The 24,930-nt window shown below is 55.7% G+C and carries 24 protein-coding genes; 23 read left to right on the top strand and 1 reads right to left on the bottom strand.

Annotated elements, in window-relative coordinates; all coding sequences use genetic code 11:
* Positions 1 to 3: 3 nt before the first annotated feature.
* The 14 genes from rffA to UB48_RS07360 all read left to right on the top strand — a co-directional run bounded on the left by rffA (position 4) and on the right by UB48_RS07360 (position 15,230).
* The gene (gene rffA, locus UB48_RS07425; protein WP_045195376.1) at positions 4 to 1,143 is read left to right on the top strand and encodes a dTDP-4-amino-4,6-dideoxygalactose transaminase; all 1,140 of its coding nucleotides are present in this window, start codon (positions 4 to 6) and stop codon (positions 1,141 to 1,143) included.
* Positions 1,140 to 2,393, top strand: a complete 1,254-nt coding sequence (locus tag UB48_RS07420; protein ID WP_082075407.1) for an O-antigen translocase — start codon at positions 1,140 to 1,142, stop codon at positions 2,391 to 2,393. Before rffA ends, UB48_RS07420 begins: the two co-directional genes overlap by 4 nt.
* Positions 2,390 to 3,724, top strand: coding sequence for a glycosyltransferase (locus UB48_RS07415; protein WP_045195374.1), 1,335 nt, complete (start codon positions 2,390 to 2,392; stop codon positions 3,722 to 3,724). The genes UB48_RS07420 and UB48_RS07415 overlap by 4 nt, the downstream gene beginning before the upstream one ends.
* A gap of 15 nt (positions 3,725 to 3,739) precedes the next feature.
* Positions 3,740 to 4,861, top strand: a complete 1,122-nt coding sequence (gene gmd / locus UB48_RS07410) for a GDP-mannose 4,6-dehydratase (RefSeq protein ID WP_045195372.1) — start codon at positions 3,740 to 3,742, stop codon at positions 4,859 to 4,861.
* A gap of 2 nt (positions 4,862 to 4,863) precedes the next feature.
* On the top strand, positions 4,864 to 5,829 hold the full coding sequence (locus tag UB48_RS07405; protein ID WP_045195369.1) for a GDP-L-fucose synthase: 966 nt from the start codon (positions 4,864 to 4,866) through the stop codon (positions 5,827 to 5,829).
* Positions 5,829 to 6,296, top strand: coding sequence for a GDP-mannose mannosyl hydrolase (locus UB48_RS07400; protein WP_045195367.1), 468 nt, complete (start codon positions 5,829 to 5,831; stop codon positions 6,294 to 6,296). Before UB48_RS07405 ends, UB48_RS07400 begins: the two co-directional genes overlap by 1 nt.
* Before the next feature lie 69 nt (positions 6,297 to 6,365).
* Positions 6,366 to 7,415 (top strand): EpsG family protein, encoded by a 1,050-nt coding sequence (locus UB48_RS07395; protein WP_045195365.1) that lies wholly within the window; start codon positions 6,366 to 6,368, stop codon positions 7,413 to 7,415.
* Positions 7,412 to 8,815 (top strand): mannose-1-phosphate guanylyltransferase/mannose-6-phosphate isomerase, encoded by a 1,404-nt coding sequence (locus tag UB48_RS07390; RefSeq protein WP_045195362.1) that lies wholly within the window; start codon positions 7,412 to 7,414, stop codon positions 8,813 to 8,815. Before UB48_RS07395 ends, UB48_RS07390 begins: the two co-directional genes overlap by 4 nt.
* A 59-nt stretch (positions 8,816 to 8,874) precedes the next feature.
* Positions 8,875 to 10,068, top strand: coding sequence for a glycosyltransferase family 4 protein (locus UB48_RS07385; RefSeq protein WP_177329143.1), 1,194 nt, complete (start codon positions 8,875 to 8,877; stop codon positions 10,066 to 10,068).
* Positions 10,058 to 10,684 (top strand): N-acetyltransferase, encoded by a 627-nt coding sequence (locus UB48_RS07380; protein ID WP_045195358.1) that lies wholly within the window; start codon positions 10,058 to 10,060, stop codon positions 10,682 to 10,684. The genes UB48_RS07385 and UB48_RS07380 overlap by 11 nt, the downstream gene beginning before the upstream one ends.
* 4 nt (positions 10,685 to 10,688) lie before the next feature.
* Positions 10,689 to 11,852: a DegT/DnrJ/EryC1/StrS aminotransferase family protein gene (locus tag UB48_RS07375; RefSeq protein WP_045195356.1), complete on the top strand. Its 1,164-nt coding sequence runs from the start codon at positions 10,689 to 10,691 to the stop codon at positions 11,850 to 11,852.
* Positions 11,845 to 12,438: a sugar transferase gene (locus UB48_RS07370; RefSeq protein ID WP_045195354.1), complete on the top strand. Its 594-nt coding sequence runs from the start codon at positions 11,845 to 11,847 to the stop codon at positions 12,436 to 12,438. The genes UB48_RS07375 and UB48_RS07370 overlap by 8 nt, the downstream gene beginning before the upstream one ends.
* Positions 12,439 to 12,570: 132 nt before the next feature.
* Positions 12,571 to 14,574 carry a nucleoside-diphosphate sugar epimerase/dehydratase gene (locus tag UB48_RS07365; protein ID WP_045195352.1) on the top strand — a complete coding sequence of 668 codons (2,004 nt, stop codon included), beginning with the start codon at positions 12,571 to 12,573 and terminating at the stop codon, positions 14,572 to 14,574.
* Positions 14,575 to 14,672: 98 nt separating this feature from the next.
* Positions 14,673 to 15,230 (top strand): O-acetyltransferase, encoded by a 558-nt coding sequence (locus tag UB48_RS07360; protein WP_045195351.1) that lies wholly within the window; start codon positions 14,673 to 14,675, stop codon positions 15,228 to 15,230.
* A 1-nt stretch (position 15,231) separates the two neighbouring features.
* Here the strand turns inward: UB48_RS07360 and UB48_RS27955 are convergent, their stop codons facing one another.
* A complete protein-coding gene (locus UB48_RS27955; RefSeq protein WP_177329135.1) occupies positions 15,232 to 15,573 on the bottom strand; it encodes a hypothetical protein in 342 nt (113 codons plus the stop codon).
* Here UB48_RS27955 and UB48_RS07355 point away from each other — a divergent pair.
* From UB48_RS07355 to UB48_RS27075, 9 genes are all read left to right on the top strand, one after another.
* A complete protein-coding gene (locus UB48_RS07355; RefSeq protein ID WP_052676505.1) occupies positions 15,563 to 16,873 on the top strand; it encodes a Wzz/FepE/Etk N-terminal domain-containing protein in 1,311 nt (436 codons plus the stop codon). The two genes, UB48_RS27955 and UB48_RS07355, sit on opposite strands and share 11 nt — an antisense overlap.
* 181 nt (positions 16,874 to 17,054) lie before the next feature.
* Entirely contained in the window at positions 17,055 to 18,053 is a 999-nt protein-coding gene (gene pseB / locus UB48_RS07350) for a UDP-N-acetylglucosamine 4,6-dehydratase (inverting) (protein ID WP_045195347.1), read from the top strand.
* A gap of 3 nt (positions 18,054 to 18,056) precedes the next feature.
* The gene (pseC, locus tag UB48_RS07345; RefSeq protein WP_045195345.1) at positions 18,057 to 19,217 is read left to right on the top strand and encodes a UDP-4-amino-4,6-dideoxy-N-acetyl-beta-L-altrosamine transaminase; all 1,161 of its coding nucleotides are present in this window, start codon (positions 18,057 to 18,059) and stop codon (positions 19,215 to 19,217) included.
* Entirely contained in the window at positions 19,214 to 19,900 is a 687-nt protein-coding gene (gene pseF / locus UB48_RS07340) for a pseudaminic acid cytidylyltransferase (RefSeq protein WP_045195343.1), read from the top strand. The genes pseC and pseF overlap by 4 nt, the downstream gene beginning before the upstream one ends.
* Before the next feature lie 90 nt (positions 19,901 to 19,990).
* Positions 19,991 to 21,103 (top strand): UDP-2,4-diacetamido-2,4,6-trideoxy-beta-L-altropyranose hydrolase, encoded by a 1,113-nt coding sequence (gene pseG / locus UB48_RS07335; protein WP_275559190.1) that lies wholly within the window; start codon positions 19,991 to 19,993, stop codon positions 21,101 to 21,103.
* Between the two features lie 4 nt (positions 21,104 to 21,107).
* Positions 21,108 to 21,662, top strand: coding sequence for a UDP-4-amino-4,6-dideoxy-N-acetyl-beta-L-altrosamine N-acetyltransferase (gene pseH, locus UB48_RS07330; RefSeq protein WP_275559188.1), 555 nt, complete (start codon positions 21,108 to 21,110; stop codon positions 21,660 to 21,662).
* Positions 21,659 to 22,717 (top strand): pseudaminic acid synthase, encoded by a 1,059-nt coding sequence (pseI, locus tag UB48_RS07325; protein ID WP_052676496.1) that lies wholly within the window; start codon positions 21,659 to 21,661, stop codon positions 22,715 to 22,717. The genes pseH and pseI overlap by 4 nt, the downstream gene beginning before the upstream one ends.
* A gap of 131 nt (positions 22,718 to 22,848) precedes the next feature.
* Entirely contained in the window at positions 22,849 to 24,183 is a 1,335-nt protein-coding gene (locus tag UB48_RS07320; RefSeq protein WP_156160179.1) for a hypothetical protein, read from the top strand.
* Positions 24,180 to 24,929: a hypothetical protein gene (locus UB48_RS27075; RefSeq protein WP_143013266.1), complete on the top strand. Its 750-nt coding sequence runs from the start codon at positions 24,180 to 24,182 to the stop codon at positions 24,927 to 24,929. Before UB48_RS07320 ends, UB48_RS27075 begins: the two co-directional genes overlap by 4 nt.
* The last annotated feature ends 1 nt before the right edge of the window (position 24,930 follow it).

The raw sequence follows: 24,930 nt of genomic DNA, 5'->3' as shown, positions 1-24,930 counted from the left end.
AGCATGATTCCGTTCAACAAACCACCTTACACCGGTGCGGAAGATCAGTACGTTATTGCGGCGATGCGCAGCGATAAAATGTCCGGAGATGGCGAGTTTAGTCAACGCTGCCAACAGTGGTTTGAGACAAGCTTTGCTTGCTTGCGCACGTTGTTAACGCCGTCCTGTACCCAGGCGCTCGAAATGGCAGCACTGCTTCTGGATATTGGCCCTGGCGATGAAGTCATCATGCCAAGCTATACCTTTGTCAGTACCGCCAACGCCTTTGTTTTGCGCGGTGCCAAAATTGTCTTTGTTGATGTTCGGGCTGACACCATGAATATCGACGAAACCTTGGTCGAACAGGCGATTACCGAACGAACAAAAGCGATCGTTCCTGTGCACTATGCCGGTGTTGCCTGCGAAATGGACACGTTGATGGCCATTGCCGAGAAGTACGGCCTGTTCGTTGTCGAAGATGCGGCTCAAGGCATGATGTCGACCTACAAAGGACGGCCGCTGGGCACCATTGGGCATTTGGCGGCTTACAGCTTTCACGAGACCAAGAACTATACCAGCGGTGGTGAGGGGGGCTTGCTGCTGATTAATGACGAGCGCTTTGTTTTGCGTGCAGAAGTCATTCGTGAGAAAGGTACGAACCGCTCGCAGTTCTTTCGTGGGCAGGTCGACAAGTACACGTGGCGTGACATTGGCTCAAGTTTCTTGCCGGGTGAGTTGCAGGCTGCTTACCTCTATGCACAGTTGGAAAAATCGAAAGAGATCAATGCCCGTCGACTGCAAATCTGGGATATGTATCACCAGGCCTTTGCGGCTTCGGAATTGCATGGGCTGGTTCAGCGTCCCCAGGTTCCGGAGGGCTGCGAGCACAATGGCCATATGTACTACCTGAAACTCCAGTCGCTCGAACAGCGTGCGAAGTTCATCAGCCATATGCGTCAGCGCGAAATCTTGACGCCATTCCACTATATCCCTCTGCATGCCAGCCCTGCAGGCCAGCAGTTCGGCAGGTTTGTCGGTGACGACGTAGTAACGACTCGTGACAGTGAACGACTGGTTCGCCTTCCGGTCTGGTTCAACATGACTGATGCCATGGTGGCTACCGTCATCGATGCAGCGCTCGAGGGGCTGAGTTCAATTCAATGAGTGCTGTCCGTTCAGCTCTGTTCACGGGTGGCGCCCATGCATCGAAAGTGCTCATGGGCTTCATCCTTCTTAAGGTCATGGCTGTTTATCTTGGTCCGGAGGGCGTGGGTAAGCTCGGGCACCTGATGAGTGTTGTCAGTGTGCTGACGATTCTTTCCGGAGGCGGCATCATCAATGCGTTGGTCAAGTACTGTTCTGAGTACCACCAGACGCCCAGGAAACTGCTGCGTTTCATTTCGGCTGCGGTCACCTATGCCCTGTTATTCTCCCTGTTGGTTTGTATTGCGGGGATAGTGCTTTCACGGCCGCTTTCACTGTTTGTATTTGGTGTCGATGACTATCAGTCGATCATCATTCTGCTGGCCATTGCCCAGTTGGCACTGGCGTTTGCAAATGTTGTTTTCGGTGTCACCAATGGCTTGCGTGTAACCCACGTTTTCGCCTACAGCCAGATTCTTGGCAACGTCCTGGCGGTCCCTTTGTTATGGTTCTGTATCTCCCGTTATCTGGAGTATGGGGCCGGGGTTTCCATCGTTCTGGCTTCATCCTTGTGCGCGCTACCAGCACTGTACTTTTACCGTCGCTCACCTTTTTGGGGGCGGATTCGCCTATTCAAGATTGATGGGCTGTCGTTCCGGCAATTGTTTGCCTATACCACAATGCTGGTGGTCAGCACGCTGGCATTCCCGCTGGTAGAAATCACTGTGCGCAGCATGTTGATTTCCCAGGTGGGCTATCACGATGCGGGGATCTGGCAGGCGGCGATTCGCTTTTCTGCGGCGTACCTGGGTTTCTTTACCATGTTCCTGGCCTTCTATTTTGTGCCACGGATTTCCCCTGAACAGAACAGTACTGTCGTGGTGAAGATGACACTCCGGCACCTGTATCTGGTTCAGGCTATTTTTGTCCTTGGTGCGGGGACGCTGTACCTGGGGCGAACGTTCTTCATAAAGCTTATTTTTTCCGAAGAGTTTAGCCCGCTGGCCGACCTGATTATTTATCAGTTGCTGGGGGACTTTTTCAAAATATCGGCCTATGTCATCGGTTTTATCGCCGTGGCGAAGGCGGCAACGAAGTTATATATTATTGCCGAGGTGCTCCAGGGCGGTTTGTTTTTGTTGGGTGCCTGGCTGATGAGTCGCGCTCAGGTGGGCGTTGAAAGTGTTATGCAAGCATACGTTGTTACTTATATCCTGTACTTCGTTATTTGCTTGATCGGTTTGCGGGTTTATATGAGGAAGCAGCGTTGAGTCTCAAGGAAACCGGTGCGTCCGAGCGGGCGCAGCAAGCGCTCAGAGCCAGGGTCATTCACTTGTCTACCAATGATTTTGGTGGTGCCGGCAGTGCGGCTTTGCGCTTTCACGCGTCCTTGCTGGCAGCCGGGCACGACTCGCAATTGTTTGTGGCTGAATCCCGATCGTCCCATACCGTGCCGGCGGTAACGCGGGTGGTGAGCGAACTGTTCAAGGTCCGTATCAAGGCGTTTGCCAGGAAGCACTTGCCATCAAAAGTGTTCTCCAGGGTGCGGGCCCACTTTGCCGCTCGCGAGCGATTTTCGGCAAAAAGAAAGTACCTGTTCTTTTCTGTCGGCGAGTCCGCGGTTCAAGGCATCAATCCCGAGCTGGTTCAGCGTATTACCTCGGCAGATGTGCTCTTTGTGCACTGGGTTGCGGGCTTTGCCAACAGCTTCGATGTCCTGCAGATCCAGAGAAAAACTGGTTGCAAGGTGTATTACACCTCAATGGACATGGCGCACCTGACCGGTGGCTGCCACTACTACTGGCAGTGCACGGGTTTCCAGGTCGATTGCTCTGATTGTCCGGCGCTCGATCAGCGCCAGAAAAATTATGCGGCTTATCAGTTGCGCGCCAAGTCGGTGAATATTCTGCAGATGAAGGCGACATTATTGTCGGGTAGCCAGCGCATTCATGAGGCCGGAAAGCGCTCTGCCATTCAATATGCTGACCATCAGCTGTTGTCGCTGCCGCTGGACGCCGACCTGTTCAAGCCAGAACTGGCGCAGCGTGCTCCGGAGCGTTCGGTGCAGTTCCGGATGCTTACCAATGCCAATGATGCTGACGACCCGCGCAAGGGTTTTGAATACCTCTCCCTAGTGCTCGTCTGTCTGGAGCAGCAGCTGCTCGCGGGGGAGGAGATTGGTCTCCTGTGCCTGGCGCCGGATCGCTTCTCTCATCTGGGTCTTGAGCGTGTTAAAGTGATCCAATTCGACTACTGTCAAGGCGATGCCGCGTTGGCGGCGCTTTATCGTAAGGCTGATCTGTTTGTCAGTACGTCAATCGAAGATGCTGGCCCTATGATGGTAGGGGAAGCGCTAATGTGTGGCGTACCCGTAGTGGCATTTGATGTCGGCATCGCCACGGAGCTCGTGGAAGAAGGTCGCAATGGTTTTATCGTCGACCGGCTTGATGTCCGGCAAATGGCAGCACGTATCCTCAGTGTTTACCGGGCGCAAGCGCCTGATCTCGAGCAACCCGGCGTCATTCACGAGCGCGCAGCGCGTGTGTTCAGCCATCTGCACTGGGCTGACAGGGTTTCTGATTTGATTTCGGCTGAAATATAGAACTGGATAATTGAAATGAAAAAGAAAGCTTTAATTACTGGCGTTACCGGGCAAGACGGTTCTTATCTCGCCGAATTGCTGCTGGAAAAAGGTTACGAAGTTCACGGAATCAAGCGCCGGGCTTCTTCATTCAATACCCAGCGTGTGGACCATATCTATCAGGATCCACATGTTGCCAATCAGAATTTCGTTTTGCACTACGGTGATCTTTCCGACGCTTCCAACTTGACCCGCATCATCAAGGAAGTTCAGCCTGATGAAGTCTACAACCTGGGCGCCCAGTCTCATGTTGCGGTAAGTTTTGAGTCGCCTGAGTACACCGCGGATGTCGATGCCTTGGGTACCCTGCGGATTCTCGAAGCCATTCGCTTGCTCGGCCTGGAAAAGAAAACCCGCTTCTATCAGGCGTCGACCTCTGAGCTGTATGGCCTCGTCCAAGAGACGCCGCAGCGTGAAACCACGCCGTTCTATCCGCGCTCGCCCTATGCGGTGGCGAAGATGTATGCCTACTGGATCACGGTCAACTACCGTGAAGCCTACGGTATGTATGCCTGTAACGGTATTCTCTTCAACCACGAGTCGCCGCGTCGCGGCGAGACTTTCGTGACCCGCAAGATTACCCGTGCGTTGGCCAATATCAGTCAGGGGCTGGAAGATTGCCTGTACCTGGGCAACATGGACGCGCTGCGTGACTGGGGGCATGCCAAGGACTACGTTCGCATGCAGTGGATGATGCTGCAGCAGGAAGTTGCTGATGACTTCGTCATTGCTACGGGTGTGCAGTACTCGGTTCGCCAGTTCGTCGAGTGGTCAGCAGCGGAGTTGGGTGTCTCGTTGCGCTTCGAAGGCACGGGTGTTGATGAGGTTGCGATCGTTTCCGCCATCGAAGGTGACAAGGCGCCAGCGCTGAAGGTTGGCGATGTCATTGTGCGTGTCGACCCGCGCTACTTCCGTCCTGCGGAAGTAGAAACTTTGCTGGGCGATCCAGCCAAGGCAAAAGAGAAGCTGGGCTGGGTGCCGGAAATTACCGTTCAGGAAATGTGTGCGGAAATGGTCAGCGAAGATCTCAAGGTGGCCCAGCGCCACGCGCTGCTCAAGTCCCATGGTCATGACGTGCATGTAGCGGTGGAGCGTTAATCGTGAGCAAAGAAACGGTTTTCGTTGCCGGTGACCGCGGTATGGTCGGCTCGGCATTGATGCGTGCATTGAAGCAGCACGGCTACACCAACATCGTTACGCGAACCCGGGAAGAGCTCGACCTGCTGGATCAGCGCCAGGTCAGTGCGTTCTTTGCCGAGCAGCAGATCGATCAGGTTTACCTGGCAGCGGCCAAGGTAGGGGGTATTCATGCCAACAATGAATACCCAGCTCAGTTCATTTATGAAAACCTGATGATTGAGGCCAACATCATTCAGGGCGCGTACGCCAGCGGCGTAAAAAAGCTGCTGTTTCTCGGGTCTTCGTGTATCTATCCAAAGTTCGCTGAGCAACCAATTGAAGAGCGAGCGTTGTTGACTGGCGTACTGGAGCCTACCAACGAGCCTTACGCCATCGCCAAGATTGCCGGTATCAAGCTGTGTGAAAGTTACAACCGCCAGTATGGGGTGGATTACCGCAGTGTCATGCCGACCAACCTGTACGGTCCTCATGACAACTATCATCCGCAAAACAGCCATGTGATTCCGGCGCTGATTCGTCGTTTTCATGAAGCCAAGGTGCGGGGTGACCAGGAGGTGGTCATCTGGGGCAGCGGCACACCGATGCGCGAGTTTCTGCACGTAGATGATATGGCGGCGGCCTGCCTGCATGTCATGAACATGGAGTCGCAGGTGTATCAGCAACATACCCAGCCGACCTTGTCACACATTAACGTGGGGACAGGCGTCGACTGCACTATTCGTGAGCTGGCTGAAACCATTTGTCGAGTGACCGGTTATCAGGGGCGTCTTGGCTTTGATGCCAGCAAGCCTGATGGCACGCCAAGAAAGCTGCTGGACGTCTCTCGTTTGAAGAACCTCGGCTGGCAGGCCTCTATCAGTCTCGAAGATGGCCTGGTCGATGCCTATCAGTGGTTTGTCGATCACGAAAGTTCGGCCAGACGCTAATGGCCGGCTATCTGCAGGCGGATGCATTCCGCACAGTCGTCATGCATACGCCTCTGATAGCGATTGACCTGCTCGTGTTGAATGAGCACGGGCAAGTGCTTCTGGGCGAGCGTTTGAATCGTCCCGCCCAGGGATACTGGTTTACCCCCGGGGGGCGGGTGCGCAAGAACGAGTCACTGGAACAGGCGTTTCGCCGCATCAGTCACTCCGAGCTCGGGGTGCAACTGTTAATGGCGAGCGCGACGTTTCGCGGTGTGTACGAACACTTCTACCGCGATAGTTACTTTTCGGCAGATGAGCACGATTCGGGCACTCACTATGTGGTACTCGCCTATACCCTGTTACTGGCAGATTCGGCACTTGAAAGCCTGCCACGTGAACAGCATGCTGAATATCGCTGGGTCGACGTGCGCACAACTTCGTTGCGCGTGCATCAGCATGTCTTGGACTATTTCGATCAGGGCTGAGGGTTAAGCGAAGCGGGCAGTTGCTCTGTTTCACATGGTCGCTCGGGGTTCTGTCTAGGGTTGCGTCGTATGCTTTTCTACTATCTGCCTTTCATGGTTTCGGCGCTACTCTCGTTGCTGGGTGGCAAGCGCAAGCTTTGCTACTGGGGCTTGGCCGCCTTGCTGATTGCCATGTGTGCCTTCCAGGCGCCCGGGGTATCGGACGATCACGGGAACTACCTTGATTATTATGCAGGTATTGTTTCTGGTGAATTTGGGCCGTTTTTTGTCGAGCCAACTTTTTTCGTTCTGGCGAAGCTGTCTTCGCTACTGACGGGTTCAGCGATACTGCTGTTTGTTTTTTACGCGGTTTTGGGTGTCGGTAGCAAATTTTATGTGATGGAGCGGGCAACACCGTATCGTTGGTTGAGTGTTGCAATTTACCTGTCTTACTTCTTCTTGCTGCAGGACTTCACGCAGATTCGTATCGGTGTGGCCACCGGCTTGGTAATGTGTTCGGCTTACCTGGTGTTTAACGGGCAGTGGTCGAAAAGTCTGGCGGTCTTGTGTGGGGCCGTGTTATTTCATTATTCGGCCATTCTGTTTCTGCCCTTTATGTTGCTCCGCGCAGCCGGGGTGCGTACGGTATTTTATATCTATTTGTGTTGCTGCGCGCTGTTTGCACTCTACTTGCTGGACATCAGTGTGCTTAAAGGGTTTTTACAGCTCTTGTCGCTGCTGGAGAACCCCAGGCTCGATTTTTATATTAATAATATTCTTAGTGGTCAGGGTGGTTCGATCAACTTTTTTCGGGCGATATTTCATTTTGCGCTGTTATCGCCGTTGGTCTTTATGTTTGCTCGTATACAGCGCCAACAGCCCTTTATTGCTTACTCGGTGATCCTCCACCTAAGTGGCTTGCTGATCTTGCTGGCGTTGCACGATGCCCAGGTTGTGGCCTACCGGATATCGGATATTTTCAATCATTTCATGGTATTCTCGCTGCTTGCGTACGCCATTCTGTTTGGTCGCGTTGTCGGCGCTGCAGGGATGCTCGCAGTATCAACATTCCAAATCATCTATGTGTTGCAAGTCCTAGGCTTTGTGCAACCGTATACTTCGGTCCTGGGTGGCTTATGATTTTACCTATTGTGATGGCTGGCGGCTCCGGGTCGCGTTTGTGGCCAATGTCCCGTGAGCTCAACCCGAAGCAATTCCTGTCACTGGCAGATGAGCACACCATGCTCCAGGTGACGGTCGAGCGCCTGTCCGGTCTTACCGATCTGAAGCCGCAAATCATCTGCAACGAAGCCCATCGTTTCGTTGCCGCGGAACAGATGCGCCAGTTGGGTTTCGATGATTGCGAGCTACTTCTCGAGCCTGTGGCGCGCAACACCGCCGCTGCTATTACGCTTGCTGCCCTGAAGGCCGTACAGGACGGTCAGGATCCGCTCCTGTTGGTACTGGCGGCAGATCATTTGATCAGTGATGCCGAAGTTTTCCAGCAGTGCGTTCGCAGCGCATTGCCGCTGGCTCAGGCAGGCAAGCTAGTCACCTTCGGCATCCAGCCGCTGTCTCCGGAAACCGGCTACGGCTATATCGAACAGGGGCCGGCCGTGGGTTCTGGGTATGCGATTGCACGGTTTGTCGAAAAGCCTGACCTGGCCACCGCCCAACGCTATCTGGCCAGCAAGAAGTTCCTGTGGAACAGCGGTATGTTTCTGTTCAAGGCAAGCCGTCTGCTTGACGAGGTCAAGGCGTTTGCTCCGCAGATCCATGCTTGTTGCGCCGAAGCCCTGGAGCAAAGTTCCCGTGATCTGCATTTCACCCGCGTCGGTGCCGAGGCCTTTGCACGCTGCCCGAGCGACTCCATCGACTACGCCGTCATGGAAAAGACTGCCGATGCGGTAGTAGTGCCAATGAATGCCGGCTGGAACGATATCGGTTCCTGGTCCGCCTTGTGGGATGTTGGCCAGAAGGATGAAAGTGGCAACGTCGTCAGCGGCGATGTCATGGCTGATGAAGTGGAGCACAGCTACATCAAGTCGACCAGCCGCCTGGTGGCTGCCGTAGGGGTCCGCGACCTGATCATCGTTGAGACCAAGGATGCTCTGCTGGTAGCGCACAAGGACAAGGTCCAGGGGGTCAAGAAAATCGTTGAGAACCTCAAGGCCCAGCAGCGCCAGGAGTTTCATTGCAACAGCGAAGTGTATCGCCCGTGGGGTAGCTACGAGGCCATAGACCAGGGGCATCGCTATCAGGTCAAGCGTATCACTGTAAAGCCGGGCGCCAAGCTGTCGGTGCAGATGCATCATCACCGTGCCGAGCACTGGATCGTGGTCAGCGGTACGGCGAAGGTCACCAATGGCAAGGAAACCTATCTGGTGACCGAAAACCAGTCGACCTATATTCCTATCGGTCAGGTGCATGCCCTGGAGAACCCAGGAAAAGTGCCCCTCGAGCTGATCGAGGTGCAATCGGGTTCTTATCTGGGTGAAGACGACATTGTTCGTTTCGAAGATATCTACGGGCGGGCGTAAGCGAGGGGTTGCGGTTGAAAGTCTTAGTTGCGAGTTGTGTTTTTCCGCCCGAGCCGGTGGTGAGTGCCAGAACCAGTGCTGATGTCGCCCAGTACCTGCATGCCCAAGGACATGAGGTGCTGGTGGCATGTCCGACACCAACCCGCAACGTCGCCGCCGAAGGGCTGGATGAGAAGATCGCCGGTTTGAACATGCCGTTTCCGGTGTCACGCCTGTTTGCCTTTTCTTCGAAAAAATCCAGCTTCGTCTCACGATTTCTGGAGAACATCTCTTTCGGGTTGTCAGTATTTTTCTTCATCTTGCGTCAGCGCAAGGTTGATGTGATCTACGCCAACGTGTGGCCGTTGTTTTCCCTCGGCCTGCTGCTGATGGCGGCCAGGCTCAAGGGCATCAAGGTGGTCGCCAGTGTGCAGGACCTGTATCCGGAGTCCTTGGCCGTGCAAAAGCGTATCGAGGAAACCGGTGGCATTTATCGCGGCCTGCTCAAGCTTGATACGCTCATCGCGCGTAACTGCGATCACTTGGTGGTGATTTCCGATGGATTCCATCGTGCTTATACCGAGACGCGAAAAATCGATCCATCGAAGGTGACGCTTGTCCGAAACTGGGTTCAAGGCAGTCAGATTCAGGCCTTACCCAAGGAGCAGGCGCGAGGGGAGCTTGAGAAGGTGATGGGTTTGCGCCTGGCGCCTGAGCAGTTTCTTTTCGTGTATGGCGGCAATATGGGCGTCGCTTCCGGCCTGGATGAGTTCATGGGTTATCTGGATGGCGTCGATCCACGGGCAGTGTTCCTGTTTGCAGGTGACGGATCGCTGGTGCCGGAGCTCAAGCGGTTGCTAAAGGCCCGCGGTCTGGAGTCCCGTTGCCACTTCCTTTCGCCTTGGCCGTTCGAACTGACTCCGGCAGTGTTCGGTGCCGCAGATGCTTTGTTGCTGCCAACCGCCGCAGGTCAGGAGTTCGCCTCAGTGCCTTCCAAGCTGATCACCTATATGCTGGCTGGCCGGCCCATTCTGTTGCTGGCCGATGAGCGCAGCGAGTCGGCAATCGAGCTGGGCAAATCGGATGCGGGCCATACCATTGGCGTGCGTACCAATGCGGCAGTGCTGGAGGGGATGAACTATTTGCTCAATGCCTCATCTGAGCGTCTGGCCGCAATGGGAAGCAACGGTCGTGAATACGCCCAGGAGTTTTACTCGGCTGAGCGAGCAGTGCCCAAACTGAAGGCAATTGTTGAGGATGTCTATGAAGCTTGAACGGGTTAGCTTGGTTGACAGTGCTCAGGTCCAGGCATTTGCCGACTTGCATGTTCAGGCGTTTCCAGGCTTTTTTCTCAGTCAGTTGGGGCCGAAGTTTCTGGCCTTGCTCTACACCCATTACCTGCAGTCCGAACAGTGCGCCTGCATCCTTGCCTCTGATGATTCGGCAGGCCGGGCGCCCAAGGGGTTGGCGGTTGCCATTCGCCAGCCATCGCTGTTCTACAAGGACCTGTTTGCCAAGCATTGGCTGGCATTTGCCTTGCGCGCCTTGCCGAGCTTGCTGAAGAACCCGTTGTTCGTCGCCAAAAAATTATGGGCGGCGGTGTTTTATCGAGGCGATCAGGTCGAGAGTCTCGATACCGAGAATGCGGTGCTGCTGAGCACCATTTCGGTGTCGCCGCAGGCGCAGGGGCAGGGTGTGGGCAGGCAACTGCTGCAAGAAGTAGAGGCGTGGGCTGCCGAATCCGGCGCCGCTTTTGTGTACCTGACAACTGATCGCGATGCCAATGTCGAGGTCAACGGTTTTTATCAACGCAATGGTTATGTGCTGGAGTCCACGCTGAAGAAAAGTGGCAATCGCATCATGAACCGTTACATCAAACGCTTGCGGTGAACCTATGCAGAATACTCCGTTCCTGCCCTTCGCTCTTCCTGAACTGGGTGAAGAGGAAATCAATGAAGTTGTCGACACCCTGCGTTCCGGCTGGGTGACCACCGGGCCAAAAGCCAAGCAATTCGAGGCGGACTTTTCCAGTTTTCTTGGTGGTGATGTTGAAAGCATTGCCGTGAACTCGGCAACCGCCGGGCTGCACCTGGCGCTGGAAGCCATTGGTATCGGCCCAGGCGATGAAGTCATTCTGCCGTCCTATACCTTCACGGCAACTGCCGAGGTTGTCCGGTATCTGGGCGGCACGCCGGTTATCGTGGATGTGCTGGAGGAGACCTTCAATATCGATCCGGCGGCGATCGAGGCGGCGATTACCGACAAGACCCGTGCGATCATGCCTGTGCACTTCGCCGGACTGAGCTGTGACATGGATGCGATTTTGCAGATTGCCCGTCGCCATGGCCTGAAGGTGGTGGAAGATGCTGCGCATGCACTGCCAACCACCTGGAAAGGCAGCAAGATCGGTACCCTCGAGTCCGATATCACAGTGTTCAGTTTCTACGCCAACAAAACCATGACCACCGGTGAAGGCGGCATGCTGGTGACCCGCAATGCGGAACTGGCCAAGCGCTGCCGGATCATGCGCCTGCACGGTATCAGTCGCGATGCCTTCGATCGTTATGTGTCGAAGACGCCGGCCTGGTTCTACGAAATTGTCGCTCCCGGTTTCAAATACAACATGAGCGACGTCGCCGCCGCCATGGGCATTCACCAGTTGCGTCGTCTTGAAGGCTTCCAACTCAAGCGTCAGGCCATGGCCGAGCGTTATCTTGAGGCGCTGAGCGATTTGCCATTGGTGTTGCCGCCAGTGGCCGCTGCTGGCGACATGCATGCATGGCATCTGTTCCCGCTGCGTCTGCGCGCAGAGGCAAATATCAAGCGCGACGACTTCATCATCAAGATGGCCGAACTGGGCATTGGTTGCTCGGTGCATTTCATTCCGCTGCACCTGCAACCCTACTGGCGTGAAAGCTGTGCCCTGAGTCCCGAGCAGTTCCCGGTAGCCCAGAGCCTGTTCGAGCAGGAGGTTTCGATCCCGCTCTACACCAAGATGACCGAAGCCGATCAGGAACGTGTGATTGCGGCGGTGCGATCGGTGTTGGCCAATGCTTAAGCGGCTCTTTGACATTGTCTGTGCTGCGCTGGGTCTCCTGGTGCTGTCGCCGTTGCTGTTGGCGATTTTTCTGTGGGTCAAGCTGGATTCGCCCGGGCCGGTATTCTTTCGACAGGAGCGTGTCGGACGTTTCGGTAATCTGTTCAGGATTCATAAGTTCCGGACCATGAAGCTGCACGCGGAAAGTGCCGGGCGCCTGACCATTGGCGAAGATTCGCGTATTACCCGCTCCGGTCGTTTTTTACGTCGCACCAAGATCGATGAGCTGCCGCAGCTCATCGACGTGTTGCTGGGGGACATGAGCCTGGTCGGACCGCGCCCGGAAGTACCAGAATTCATGAACTGCTATGAAGAATCGGTGCGCCGCAAAGTGCTCTCGGTGCGCCCAGGGATCACTGATCGGGCATCCATCGAGATGGTTGATGAAAGTTTGATCCTGGGCCAGTACCCGGATCCTCGGCAGGCCTATATTGATGTAATTCTGCCAATCAAGCAGAAGTACTATCTGGAGTATGTCGAGCAACATGGTGTGGTGACCGATATCAAGATCATTTTTGCCACACTTGCAAAGATCGTTTCTCGATGAGGTAGCCGTTACCCTGGTAAATCACAGGGTGGTGATGAATTGTTGCCACCGCTGGAGCGCCGGGAACGGGGTGTATGAACATGGAATGCTGCAGCAATGGCAGTGTCGGCTCAGGCGTAGTGGAGTTTGAAGATGGTGAAATACGATAGGCTACGGCTCTGGCTGGTTTCATTGCCGCGCCGTTACAAACGGTTGATTCAAGTCGCGGCAGACGTGGTACTGGTCTGGATTGCGCTGTGGATGGCGTTTGTCGTTCGCCTGGGTATTGAAGAAGCCATCAACCCTTTCACCACGCACCTGTGGATATTTGTTACCGCGCCGTTGATTGCCATTCCGCTGTTTATCCGTTTCGGCATGTACCGTGCGGTGATGCGCTACTTCGGCAACGATGCGCTGGTGACCATTATCAAGGCGGTGAGCCTGTCCTCGCTGATACTGGGCGTAGCGGTTTACTGGTACAGCAACCATCAAGTCGTGATCCCCCGTTCGATCGTGTTCAACTATTGGTGGCTGAGTCTGATCATGGTCGGAGGCTTGCGCCTGGCCATGCGTCAGTATTTTCTCGGTGACTGGTTCGCGGGCATTCAGAATGTACCTTTTACCAACCGTGACGATGGTTTGCCCAAGGTAGCCATCTACGGTGCCGGGGCTGCGGGCAACCAGCTTGTGGCCGCGTTGCGCATGGGCAAGGTGATGCGTCCGGTTGCATTCATCGATGATGACGCCAGCATCACTGACCGGACGATTTCCGGTCTGCAGGTTTTCAAGTCCAAGCATATCCAGCGCATGGTCGATATGACCGGCGCCCAGGAGATTCTCCTGGCCATTCCGTCTGCCACGCGCGCGCGCCGGCGGGAGATACTCAGTTACCTGGAAGGCTTCCCGCTGCATGTGCGTAGTGTGCCCGGCTTCATGGATCTGGCCAGTGGCCGGGTCAAGGTCGATGATATCCAGGAAGTGGATATCGCCGACCTGCTGGGCCGCGACGCGGTTCCGGCACAGGATGACCTGATCGAACGTTGCATCAAGGGGCAGTCGGTAATGGTGACCGGGGCCGGTGGTTCGATCGGTTCGGAGCTGTGCCGGCAGATCCTCAAGTCGCAACCTACTACCTTGCTGTTGTTCGAGCACAGTGAGTTCAACCTCTACACCATTCTCAGCGAGCTGGAGCAGACCATCAGCAGGTCTTCGTTGCCGGTAAGGGTTTTGCCTATTCTTGGCTCCATCCGTAATCAGGCGCAGTTGCTGGATGTCATGAAGACCTGGAGTGTCGATACGGTGTATCACGCTGCAGCCTACAAGCATGTTCCCATGGTTGAGCACAATATCGCCGAAGGCGTGTTGAACAACGTCATCGGCACGCTCAATACGGCGCAAAGCGCATTGCAGGCCGGAGTTGCCAACTTTGTCCTTATCTCCACGGACAAGGCGGTTCGTCCCACCAATATCATGGGCAGTACCAAGCGTCTGGCGGAAATGACCCTGCAGGCGCTCAGCCAGGAGCTCGCGCCGGTTCTGTTTGGTGACTCGGACAAAGTCTCTCAGGTCAACAAGACGCGTTTTACCATGGTGCGGTTCGGCAACGTGCTGGGCTCGTCAGGCTCGGTGATTCCGTTGTTCCACAAGCAGATCAAGGCGGGCGGGCCACTGACGGTCACCCACCCGAAGATCACTCGCTACTTCATGACCATCCCCGAGGCGGCCCAGTTGGTTATCCAGGCCGGCTCCATGGGGCAGGGTGGGGATGTGTTCGTGCTGGACATGGGCGAGCCGGTCCGCATTGCCGAACTCGCGGAAAAAATGATCCACCTTTCCGGGCTAAGCGTGCGTTCTGAAAAGAATCCGCACGGCGATATTGCTATTGAGTTCACCGGGCTGCGTCCAGGCGAGAAACTCTATGAAGAATTGCTGATCGGTGACAACGTCGTTGCTACCCGACACCCGATGATCATGAGCGCTGCCGAAGATCATCTGCCTTGGGAGACGCTCAAGGAGCGTCTGCACCGGTTACTGGCGGCGGTTGCCGGTGATGACTACGGGCGGGTTCGCCAGTTGCTGCGTGAAACCGTTAGTGGCTATACGCCGGACGGTGAAATTGTCGACTGGATCTATCAGCAGCGCCGCCTGGATCCGTGATCTGTACCATTAAATTGTGAGCCGCGCGCTGCCTTGTCTTCATCTGGGAGTGTTGATAGGGTGGTTCTTCGTGAAGCGTATAAAACGGTGAGGCGTTAATGGCATTCCTTACACCTGCTGAACTGGCGTCAAAAGGGTTCAAGAAACTGGGTTCCAACGTACTGATCAGTGACAAGGCCTCTATTTACAACTGCGACCAGATCGAGATCGGCGATAACTCCCGAATTGACGATTTCTGTGTCGTCTCCGGTAAGGTGTCGATCGGTCGCAATGTGCATATCGCCGTTTTCTGCAATGTTGCCGGGGGCGAGCCAGGTATCACCCTGGAAGATTTTTCCGGCCTGGCCTATGGCTGTCATGTATTTGCCCAGTCCGATGACTATTCCGGCAAGACCATGACCAATCCCACGGTCCCCGCGCAGTTCAAGGGCGAAACCAAGGCCGCGGTCCGACTTGGTCGTCACGTGATCATCGGCACCTCCTCGATCGTAGTGCCCGGAGTCAACGTCGAGGATGGCTGTTCTGTCGGGGCGATGACCCTGGTGACCAAATCCACTGAAGCCTGGGGTATCTATTTCGGAATCCCGGCCAAGCGAATCAAGAATCGCAACAAGGGCCTGCTCGAGTTGGAAATGCAGTACCTGTCGACACCCTGAGTCAAAACGCGCCGCCCTGGCGCGCCAGGATATTGTCGATCAATTGTGCTGGAATACCTTGCCTGCCGTTTGTCTGTTTCTGACGGGCAAACCCGAAAAAGTGCCTATTTTGCTGGGCTTTGCGACCTTTTGGTCGGGAACTTTTCCTACAAAGATTGGCCAGAGAGTGGTTTGCCTTTGCATAAACTGTCACAATGCGCGCCTTTCTCGTCTGATGACAGGGAAGTTTCTCCGGGATCGAGTCAATGGGGCAGGGAGCGCTGCTTACCAGGATTTTGGTGACACCTCGCTTGTCGTTGGAGCCATTGTTACTCGACCAGGCAGGCATGTGCGTGACCAGCATTTCCCGTATACCCCCCGTAAGCCAAAGTAGCGATATCGATTTTTTTGCCGTGGTTCAAAGCCTCTGGAAGCAGAAATTTCTGATCGTTGCTGTCACTCTGGCAGTTGGGGCGGCGGCGGGAGCCTATGCCTTCCTCACCACTCCCGAGTATCAGGTCAGCACCACGCTGCGCCCTGCTGCGCTCAACGATCTGGATGCCCTGAACCGCTCTGGTGTTTACTCGCTGCCGCGTGAGCAGGCGCTCACCCGCGTCGGCGCCGCGCTTGATTCCTACGATGTGCGCCTGGGTTACTTCCGCGCCAATCCTCAGCTTTTCGCTCCTTTGCGCATGCCTGGCCAGACCGACGAACAAGCTTTCGAAGAGTTCAACCGCAATTCCATCAAGCTGGTGCAGCCGGACCCCAAAAAGAAGGTTGACCTGCTCAGCGCCTACATTGGCATGGAGTTGCGCTATCCAAAGAATGTCGACGGTGACGAGATCCTCAACGGCTTCGTTAAATACGCCATTGAAAGCGAGCGCCAGCAAGTGGCCTCGGACTTGTCGGTCATTATCAAGAACCGCTTGAATGAACTGGATGGCAAGCTCGACGCAGCCCGTGCTGGATATGAAGCAGGCAAGGAGTCACAAATTGCCACGCTGCTGGAGAAGGACAATCTCACGCGCGCGCAACTGCAAGATGAACTTCGGGCACTGCGCGTTCAGCTCAAGGCGCGCCGTGCCGACCGAATCGCCCAGCTGGATGAAGCCATCAGCATCGCCCGTTCGCTGGGCTTGAAGAAGCCGTCTACCCCTTCGGCCATGGCCAGCGAAGGCGAGTCTGGTGGCAATGTGATCCGTACTGAGGTCAATAACCAGCAGATCCCGCTGTACTTCATGGGTACCGATGCCCTGGAGGCCGAGCGCAAGGCCCTCCGTCAGCGAACTTCCGATGACTTCACCGACCCGCGGGTGGCGCAGATCGGCAAAGAACTCATGCTGCTGAAGAACAATCGCCGGATCGAATCATTGAAACAGCGAGAGAACGAAGATGTGTTCTTGCAGAACATCGAACCGTTGCGTTCTGAAATGGCCCGCTTGAAAAAGCTCGATATCGATGTGATGCGCTTGAATCTGGTCACCATTGACCAGTACGCGCTGGAGCCACTCAAACCCGTCTGGCCGAAAAAGTCGCTGATGATTCTAGCGGGCCTGGCCGTGGGGGGTATGTTGGGGGTGTTGCTGGCGATCATTCGTTACTTTGTCGTCTTGCGGATGACGAAGGTGGCAAAGGGCGGCGAGCCATTGGGCAATCCCCAGTAAGTCAACACCGGTTCGCAGCCCTTGTACGGGCTGCGGGCAGGTCCGCTGCCTGGCTCCGTGAAAGGGGCATGGTTACTTCTCAAGTTAATGTGCACGGCAGACGGCTTTCTTGAAGGGCCGCGGCCAGCATTATTCAGTTCATCAAGACCAACTGGTCAGATTTTACATAGGGACGCGTTACATGTTCACTAACAAGACCATTCTCATCACCGGTGGTACCGGCTCCTTCGGCAACACGTTCGTGCCGATGACACTGGCCAAGTACAACCCCAAGAAGATCATCATCTTCTCGCGTGATGAAATGAAGCAGTGGGACATGGCGAAGAAATTCGAAGGTGATTCCCGCGTGCGCTTCTTCATTGGTGACGTGCGTGACAAGGATCGTCTGTACCGGGCGCTGGATGGCGTCGATTACGTGGTGCACGCGGCGGCAACGAAGATTGTTCCGACTGCGGAGTACAACCCGTTCGAATGCATCAAGACCAACATCAATGGTGCAATGAACCTGATCGACGCCTGCATCGACAAGGGCGTGAAGCGGGTCGTGGCGTTGTCCACCGACAAGGCCAGCAGCCCGGTTAACCTGTACGGCGCCACTAAACTGGCTTCCGACAAGCTGTTTGTTGCCGGTAACTCCTACGCTGGCGGCCATGACACGCGCATGTCGGTGGTCCGTTACGGCAACGTGATGGGCTCGCGTGGTTCGGTCATCCCGTTCTTCATGTCGATCAAGGACAAGGGTGAGTTGCCGATCACCGATGAGCGTATGACGCGCTTCATGATCTCCCTGGAAGAGGGCGTGGAACTGGTCTGGCATGCTTTCGAAGATATGGAAGGCGGCGAAATCTATGTGAAGAAGATCCCGTCCATGAAGGTGACCGACCTGGCACGGGTTGTCGCTCCCGAGGCTCGGCAGAAAGTCGTCGGTATCCGCCCGGGCGAGAAACTGCATGAACAAATGATCAGTGCTGAAGACGCTTATTACACCTACGAGTATGCCGAGCACTTCAAGATCCTGCCGGTCATCAATGACTGGGCCAACTGCGAGAAGCGCATCAAGGACGGCAAGAAAGTGCCGGAAGGTTTCGTCTACGCCAGTGACAACAACACGGAGTGGATGAGTGATGCCGATCTGCAAGAGTGGATCACCATCAACAAAGAAAAAATCGGGAGCATCTGAGCCATGATCCCTTATGGTCGCCAGGACATCAGCCAGGCTGATATCGACGCTGTCGTCAGCGTCCTGCAGTCCGACTTTCTCACTCAGGGCCCAATGGTGCCGGAGTTCGAGCAGCGGGTTGCACAGCATGTAGGCGCGCGTCACGCACTTGCGCTCAATAGTGCAACGTCGGCATTGCATGTTGCCTGCCTGGCCCTGGGGCTGGGGCCTGGTGATCGTTTGTGGACTACCCCGGTTACTTTTGTCGCATCGGCAAACTGCGCCTTGTACTGTGGGGCGCAGGTCGATTTCGTGGACATCGACCCACGCACCTATAACCTCTGCCCACAAGCCCTGGCGCGCAAGTTGGAGCTGGCGGAGCAAGCGGGGACGCTGCCCAAGGTTGTGGTCCCGGTGCATCTTTGTGGTCAGCCCTGCGACATGCAGGCGATCCATGCGTTGGCCGTGCGATACGGATTCAAAGTCATCGAAGATGCCTCGCATGCCATTGGTGGCCAATACCAGGGCGAGTTCATCGGTAACGGCAAGTACAGTGACATTACTGTGTTCAGCTTCCATCCGGTGAAGATCATCACCACCGCCGAAGGCGGTATGGCGGTCACCAACGACGACGCATTGGCACAAAAGATGGCCTTGCTGCGCAGCCATGGCATCACCCGCGACCCGCAACAGATGACCCATGAAGCTGATGGGCCCTGGTACTACCAGCAGATCGATCTGGGTTTCAACTACCGCATGACCGAACTGCAGGCGGCCTTGGGTGTGAGCCAGATGCAGCGCCTCGATCAGTTCATCGCTCGCCGGCATGAACTGGCGGCGCGCTACAATGAACTGCTGGCAGCATTACCGCTGACCCTGCCGTGGCAGCATCCAGACAGTTATTCCGGATTGCACCTGTATGTGATTCGCCTGCAACTGGACAAGATCGACAAGACCCATCGCCAGGTTTTCGAGTCGTTGCGTGAGCAGGGTATCGGAGTCAATCTTCACTACATTCCGGTACATACCCAGCCTTACTACACCGCCATGGGGTTTGCCCGCGGCGATTTCCCTGAAGCTGAAGCCTATTACCGGGACGCCATCAGCATCCCGATGTTCCAGACCATGAGCGAGTCTCAGCAGGACGTGGTCGTCGCTGCACTGACCAAGGCCTTGCAGGCATGAAACTGGCGGTCATTCCCGCCCGTGGCGGCAGCAAGCGTATTGCGCGCAAGAACATCAAGATGTTCTGCGGCAAGCCGATGATCGCCTGGTCGATCGAGGCCGCCCTCAATAGCGGTGTTTTTGACCGGGTGATCGTCTCGACCGACGATCTGGAGATCGCCGAGGTGGCCCGCCAGTCCGGGGCACAGGTGCCATTTATCCGTCCCGCGCAACTGGCTGACGATCACAGCGGCACAGTGCCGGTGATTCAGCATGCCATTGAGTGGTTCGAACAGGACGGGCAGCAGATCGATTACCTGTGCTGCCTTTACGCAACGGCACCCTTTGTAAGGCCCGAGGATTTGCAGGCAGGGCTCGACGCCTTGATCCGTGAACAATGCGATTTTGCCTTTGCCGTTACCCGCTATGCATTTCCTGTCCAGCGGGCAGTACGGATCAACACCCAGGGCCGGATTGAAATGATCTATCCGGAGCAATTCAATACCCGCTCGCAAGATCTACAGGAAACCTTTCATGACGCTGGCCAGTTCTATTGGGGGCGTACGCAGGCCTGGCGGTTGGGCAAGCCCGTGTTTGGGCCCGGCTCGGTACCGGTAGTGCTGCCAGGCCACAGGGTCCAGGATATCGACACCCTTGAAGATTGGGTTCGGGCTGAATGGATGTTCCGGGAAATGAACCGGTAAACCTTGATCCGGCTCAGGAGTCGCGAAAGGGCTTTCAGGGTAAGTTGCCAGGGTTGTTGTGATGCTGCGTAAGATCATTGAGGTAGGCGGGTGGATCGATTGAAAGTTGTGTTCCGTGCAGACGCCTCCGTCGAGATTGGCATCGGGCATGTCATGCGCTGCCTGACCCTGGCCGATGAGCTGACCGCACAGGGCGCGCACTGTCACTTCATTTGCCGGGCGCATACCGGGAATCTGATCGAGCAGATCAGGTCCCGCGGCTATCAGGTCCATCCGCTGCAAGTGGTGACCGGCATTGCCGGCAATCCGGGGGCGGACCGCGGAATCTACGGTTATTGGCTGGGGGCCAGCCAGGCAGAGGATTCGGCTGCGTGTGCTGCGCTGCTTGAAAGCATCAGGCCGGACTGGCTGGTTGTTGATCATTACGCTCTGGACCAGCAATGGGAGGGCAGTATTGCGGGGTTGTCCCGCAAGTTGATGGTCATAGACGACCTAGCCGATCGAGCCCATCAGTGCGACCTGTTGCTTGATCAGTCGTTGGGACGTTCGCCTCAGGATTATTGCCGATGGGTGCCTGCGCACTGCAGGTTACTGTGCGGTGTACAGTATGCATTGCTGCGACCGGATTTTTCCGCGTTGCGGGGCGATAGCCTGCAGCGCCGGGCGGCATTTGCCCTCAGGAACGTGTTGATCACCATGGGTGGCGTCGATAAGGACAACGTCACGGGACGCATTTTATCGGTCCTGGAAACGCTTTCCCTGGCCACTATCTCCCGGGTAACCGTAGTGATGGGGGCTACCGCGCCCTGGCTCGAACAGGTTCGTGCCCAAGCCCAAACCCTGCCATTCAGCACCGAGGTCAAGACCAATGTCAGCAACATGGCAGAGCTGATGGCTGCCTCTGACCTTGCTATCGGTGCGGCCGGTGCAACCTCATGGGAGCGTTGCTGCCTGGGTTTGCCGACGCTGATGGTTGTGCTGGCGGAAAACCAGATATTTGCCGCCCGACAACTGGCAGCTACTGGCGCCGTGCTGACGCTGGCGCTGGATGAGACTTTGGGCCGCGACCTTGCCCGGTATCTGGAACAGGCGAGTGGGGATCCGTCCATGTTGGAACAAATGAGCCAGCAGGCACGAAAGATTGTCGACGGCTCCGGCTGCCGGGTCGTCGCGCAGGTTATGGCTGAATCGGAAAAGGATTGAACACGTGCAGGCATTTGGAAAACTGCGAAATATCGAGGCTGACGAAGTCGGCCTGATGCTTGAGTGGCGAAACGCACCCGCCGTGCGGGCCAACATGTACACCCGGCATGTAATCAGCGAGCAGGAACACCTGGCATGGTGGCAACGCCTGCAGCAGCGCCAGGACCAGCAGTACTTCATGTACGAGTGGCAGGGGGGGGGTGCGGGGATTGTCGGCTTCACCGACATCGACACCCACAGCGCCAATGCCAGCTGGGCGTTCTATGCCGCCCCGGATGCCGCCAAGGGCACTGGCAGCCGTATGGAGTTTCTCGCGCTGGAGCATGCGTTCAACGTGCTGCAGCTGAACAAGCTCAATTGCGAGGTGCTGGCATTCAACAGTGCCGTCATCAAGCTTCACCAGAAGTTCGCCTTCCAGGTGGAAGGTATTTTTCGCGAGCAGCACCGTGTGGACGACGCGTACGTCGATATATACAGGCTGGCGCTGCTGTCCCGTGAGTGGGATATGCACCGTGATGTCATGCAAGAAAAACTGAATAAATTAATTCGAGGCCAATGATGAATCCGATGATATCCATTGCAGGGCGGGCAATCGGTGCCGCGCATGCGCCTTACATCATTGCCGAGCTGTCTGCCAACCATAATGGCAAGCTCGAAACAGCAATGAGGATCATCGAGGAAGCGAAGAAAGCCGGCGCCGATGCGGTCAAGCTGCAAACCTACACCGCAGATACCATCACGCTGAACAGCGATGCTGAAGAGTTCCGCATTCACGGGGGGCTGTGGGATGGCCGTACCCTGTACGACCTCTATCTGGAGGCGCAGATGCCCTGGGAGTGGCACCAGCCGTTGTTCGAGCATGCCCGCAAACTGGGTATCACCATTTTCAGTTCGCCCTTTGACTTTACTGCCGTCGACTTGCTGGAAAGCCTGAATGCCCCGGCTTACAAGATTGCCTCCTTCGAGGCAATCGACCTGCCATTGATCAAATATGTGGCTGGCACTGGCAAACCCATGATCATTTCTACCGGCATGGCCGATGCCGAAGAGATCAGCGAAGCGATCGAGGCCGCGCGTGAGGGCGGCTGCAAGGAGCTGGCAATTCTTCATTGTGTCAGCGGCTATCCGGCGCCGGCTGCGGAATACAACTTGCGCACCATTCCCGACATGGTTCGCCGTTTTGGTTTGGTCACCGGGCTTTCCGATCACACCCTGGACAACACCACTGCGATTGCCGCCGTTACCTTGGGCGCTTCGATCGTCGAGAAGCATTTCACCCTGGATCGCAAGGGTGGAGGACCGGACGACAGTTTCTCGCTGGAGCCACTGGAGCTCAAGGCGCTGTGTCAGGACAGCAAAACCGCGTGGGCGGCACTGGGTGACGTCAACTACGCGCGCAAATCCAGCGAGCAGGGCAATGTGCAGTTCCGTCGCTCGCTCTACTTCGTCAAGTCACTGGCCGCAGGTGATGTGGTTACCGCCGATGCGATCCGCAGCGTCCGTCCAGGGCGTGGTGTTGCGCCGAAATACTTCGATGACGTTGTTGGTAAATACGTGAAGGCGGCAGTAGAGGCCAATACCCCCGTGGACTTCGCAAATATAGAAGGCCTGTGATTGACGCAGTCAACGCTGGGTTCAAACCCGTGGACCAAGGAGATAGAAATGGTTGGGAACAAGTTGAAAAAAATCGTGGGACGGGTTTTCCCACTGCGCAGTCTATCGCGCTTAAAGGCTTCTGCTGACCTATGAACATTCTAATGGTAGAGAATAGGTACAAAACCTATTTCTGGGATGCGCTGGCGCAGCAGTTTATTGCTGATGGACACACTGTCCGCTGGGTTGTGCAGAATCCGCTATTCACCCCGATCCATGGCCAAGCCACGGTGATCGCGTTCCCGCGGGGCAGCAACCTCACCCCATTAGCAAACGATGAAGTCTGTACCCGTACATGCAAGTCGGATCGTTTGCTCAACTATTTTGGCGGCCAACCAACCCATTACAACTATTACAAGTCCGCCATCTGGCAGGCGCTGGATCAGGCCAAGCCCGACTTGGTCATTGGGGAGGCTACGCTTTTTCATGAGTTGTTGGCGGTAGAATGGTGCAAGCAGCATCAGGTACCATTTTTCCACCCGTCCATGCCAGGCTATCCGGGCGGGCGTTACAGCATCTATGCAGGGGATAGCAAAGAGGCGATCGGTGTGTCGACGGATTGCCCGACCGATGAAGACTGTTTTGCACTTGCCGAAGCCATACGCAAGCGGGAGAAAGTCCCGGATTACATGCGTCCCTCGTTGCCTTCGGACCCAGGGCGAGTGTTTCCGATCCATGGATCCTGGCCCAATCGGCTGACACTGATAAAAAGTTACCTGAGTGGGGAGCGCTTCAATACGCCGTCGCCGCTGAAAAAGTGGCGATTGGACAAGGCGGTCAAAACCCGCCTGGCTCGTTGGGCCCAGATAAGTAGCGGGCGATTCCATCTGCAAGCTGAACAACACTACCTGCTTTACCCCATGCAGATGCAACCGGAGTCCAATCTGGACTTGTGGGGGCAGGCGTTCCGCAATCAGGCTGATTTAATCGGCGCCTTGGCCCAGGCGATACCGGATAACTGGAAGCTGCTGGTCAAGTTGAACCCCAAGACCAAGTACGAACTGGATGACGCGTTGCTTGAGCAAGTCATGCGCAGGGACAACATTGTTCCAGTACCTTACGAAGTGGCGATGGGGGAATTGCTTGAGCACGTAACGATGATCTGCACCGTTACCGGCACCATTGCCGTGGAAGCGGTTCTTTCGCGCAAGCCACTGGTTCAATTCGGTCCCGGCATTCTCTCTGGTGAGCCTGGATATGTTCAACTGCAAAACGTTGAATGCATTTCGCAGGTGATCAGAGACGTTGAGTCTGGAGCATTCCCTCTTGCAGATGACGCCGCCCGAACGCACTTGGTCAAAAAATTGTTCACCTCGACGTTCACCGGTTTGGTTTCTGACCCTGCATCATTGCCAAGCGTTCTTGATCCGAGCAACGTCCAGACCATTGCGCGTAACTTGCTGCAAGTGGCGGAGCGATGCGAATGAAACAGGTATGTGCATCGCTATTGGGCCTGTGTTTGCCTGCCAGTGGGCTGAAAAACCTGATATTGCGCGCATTGGGTTGGCAAATTGGATCAGGCTGTCGGATCGGATTTTCCTGGATTCGCGCTGATTCGATTGTGCTTGGTGAACGCGTTTCTATTGGCCATGGTAATTACATCGTTTGTAAAAGCCTGGTGATGCGCCCGGCTTCATACATCCAATACTTTAATCAGGTCAAAGGCGACATCTGGGTGTTTCTGCTGGCCAATGCCGCTCTTGGAAACTTCAACAAAGTGTACCGGGGACGCCGTGGTGTGACCTGGGGGCGAGCTGTTTTCAGGCTGGGGATCTACTCGAAAATCACCTCGCGGCATACGGTCGACTGCACGCGAAGTGTTCGCTTTGGCGATTACTCGATTTTGGCGGGGTCTGCCAGTCAGATCTGGACTCATGGCTACATGCATGCGCCTGAAGGGCTTGATCGATTCCGCGTGGATGGCAGTGTACGGGTCGGTAACAACGTGTATATCGGTTCGATGTCGGTGATTAATGCTGCGGTCAGCATCAGCAACGGAGTGACTGTAGGTGCTGCATCTTGTGTTTCCAAGTCCTTGCCAAAACCCGGTCTGTATGTGGCACAGCCTTTGCGCTGGATTGCCCTGGACTATGAGCAAGCTCAGACTCGCCATTCCAAAGTGCAGGTCAAAGGGCTGGTAGAGCGGGTCTATCACAAGAAACCGGGGATTTAGT

The organism is Pseudomonas sp. 2(2015) (genome assembly GCF_000955865.1).
In the GTDB taxonomy this organism is placed as follows: Bacteria; Pseudomonadota; Gammaproteobacteria; order Pseudomonadales; family Pseudomonadaceae; genus Aquipseudomonas.
This window is presented reverse-complemented; position numbering and strand designations above follow the sequence as displayed.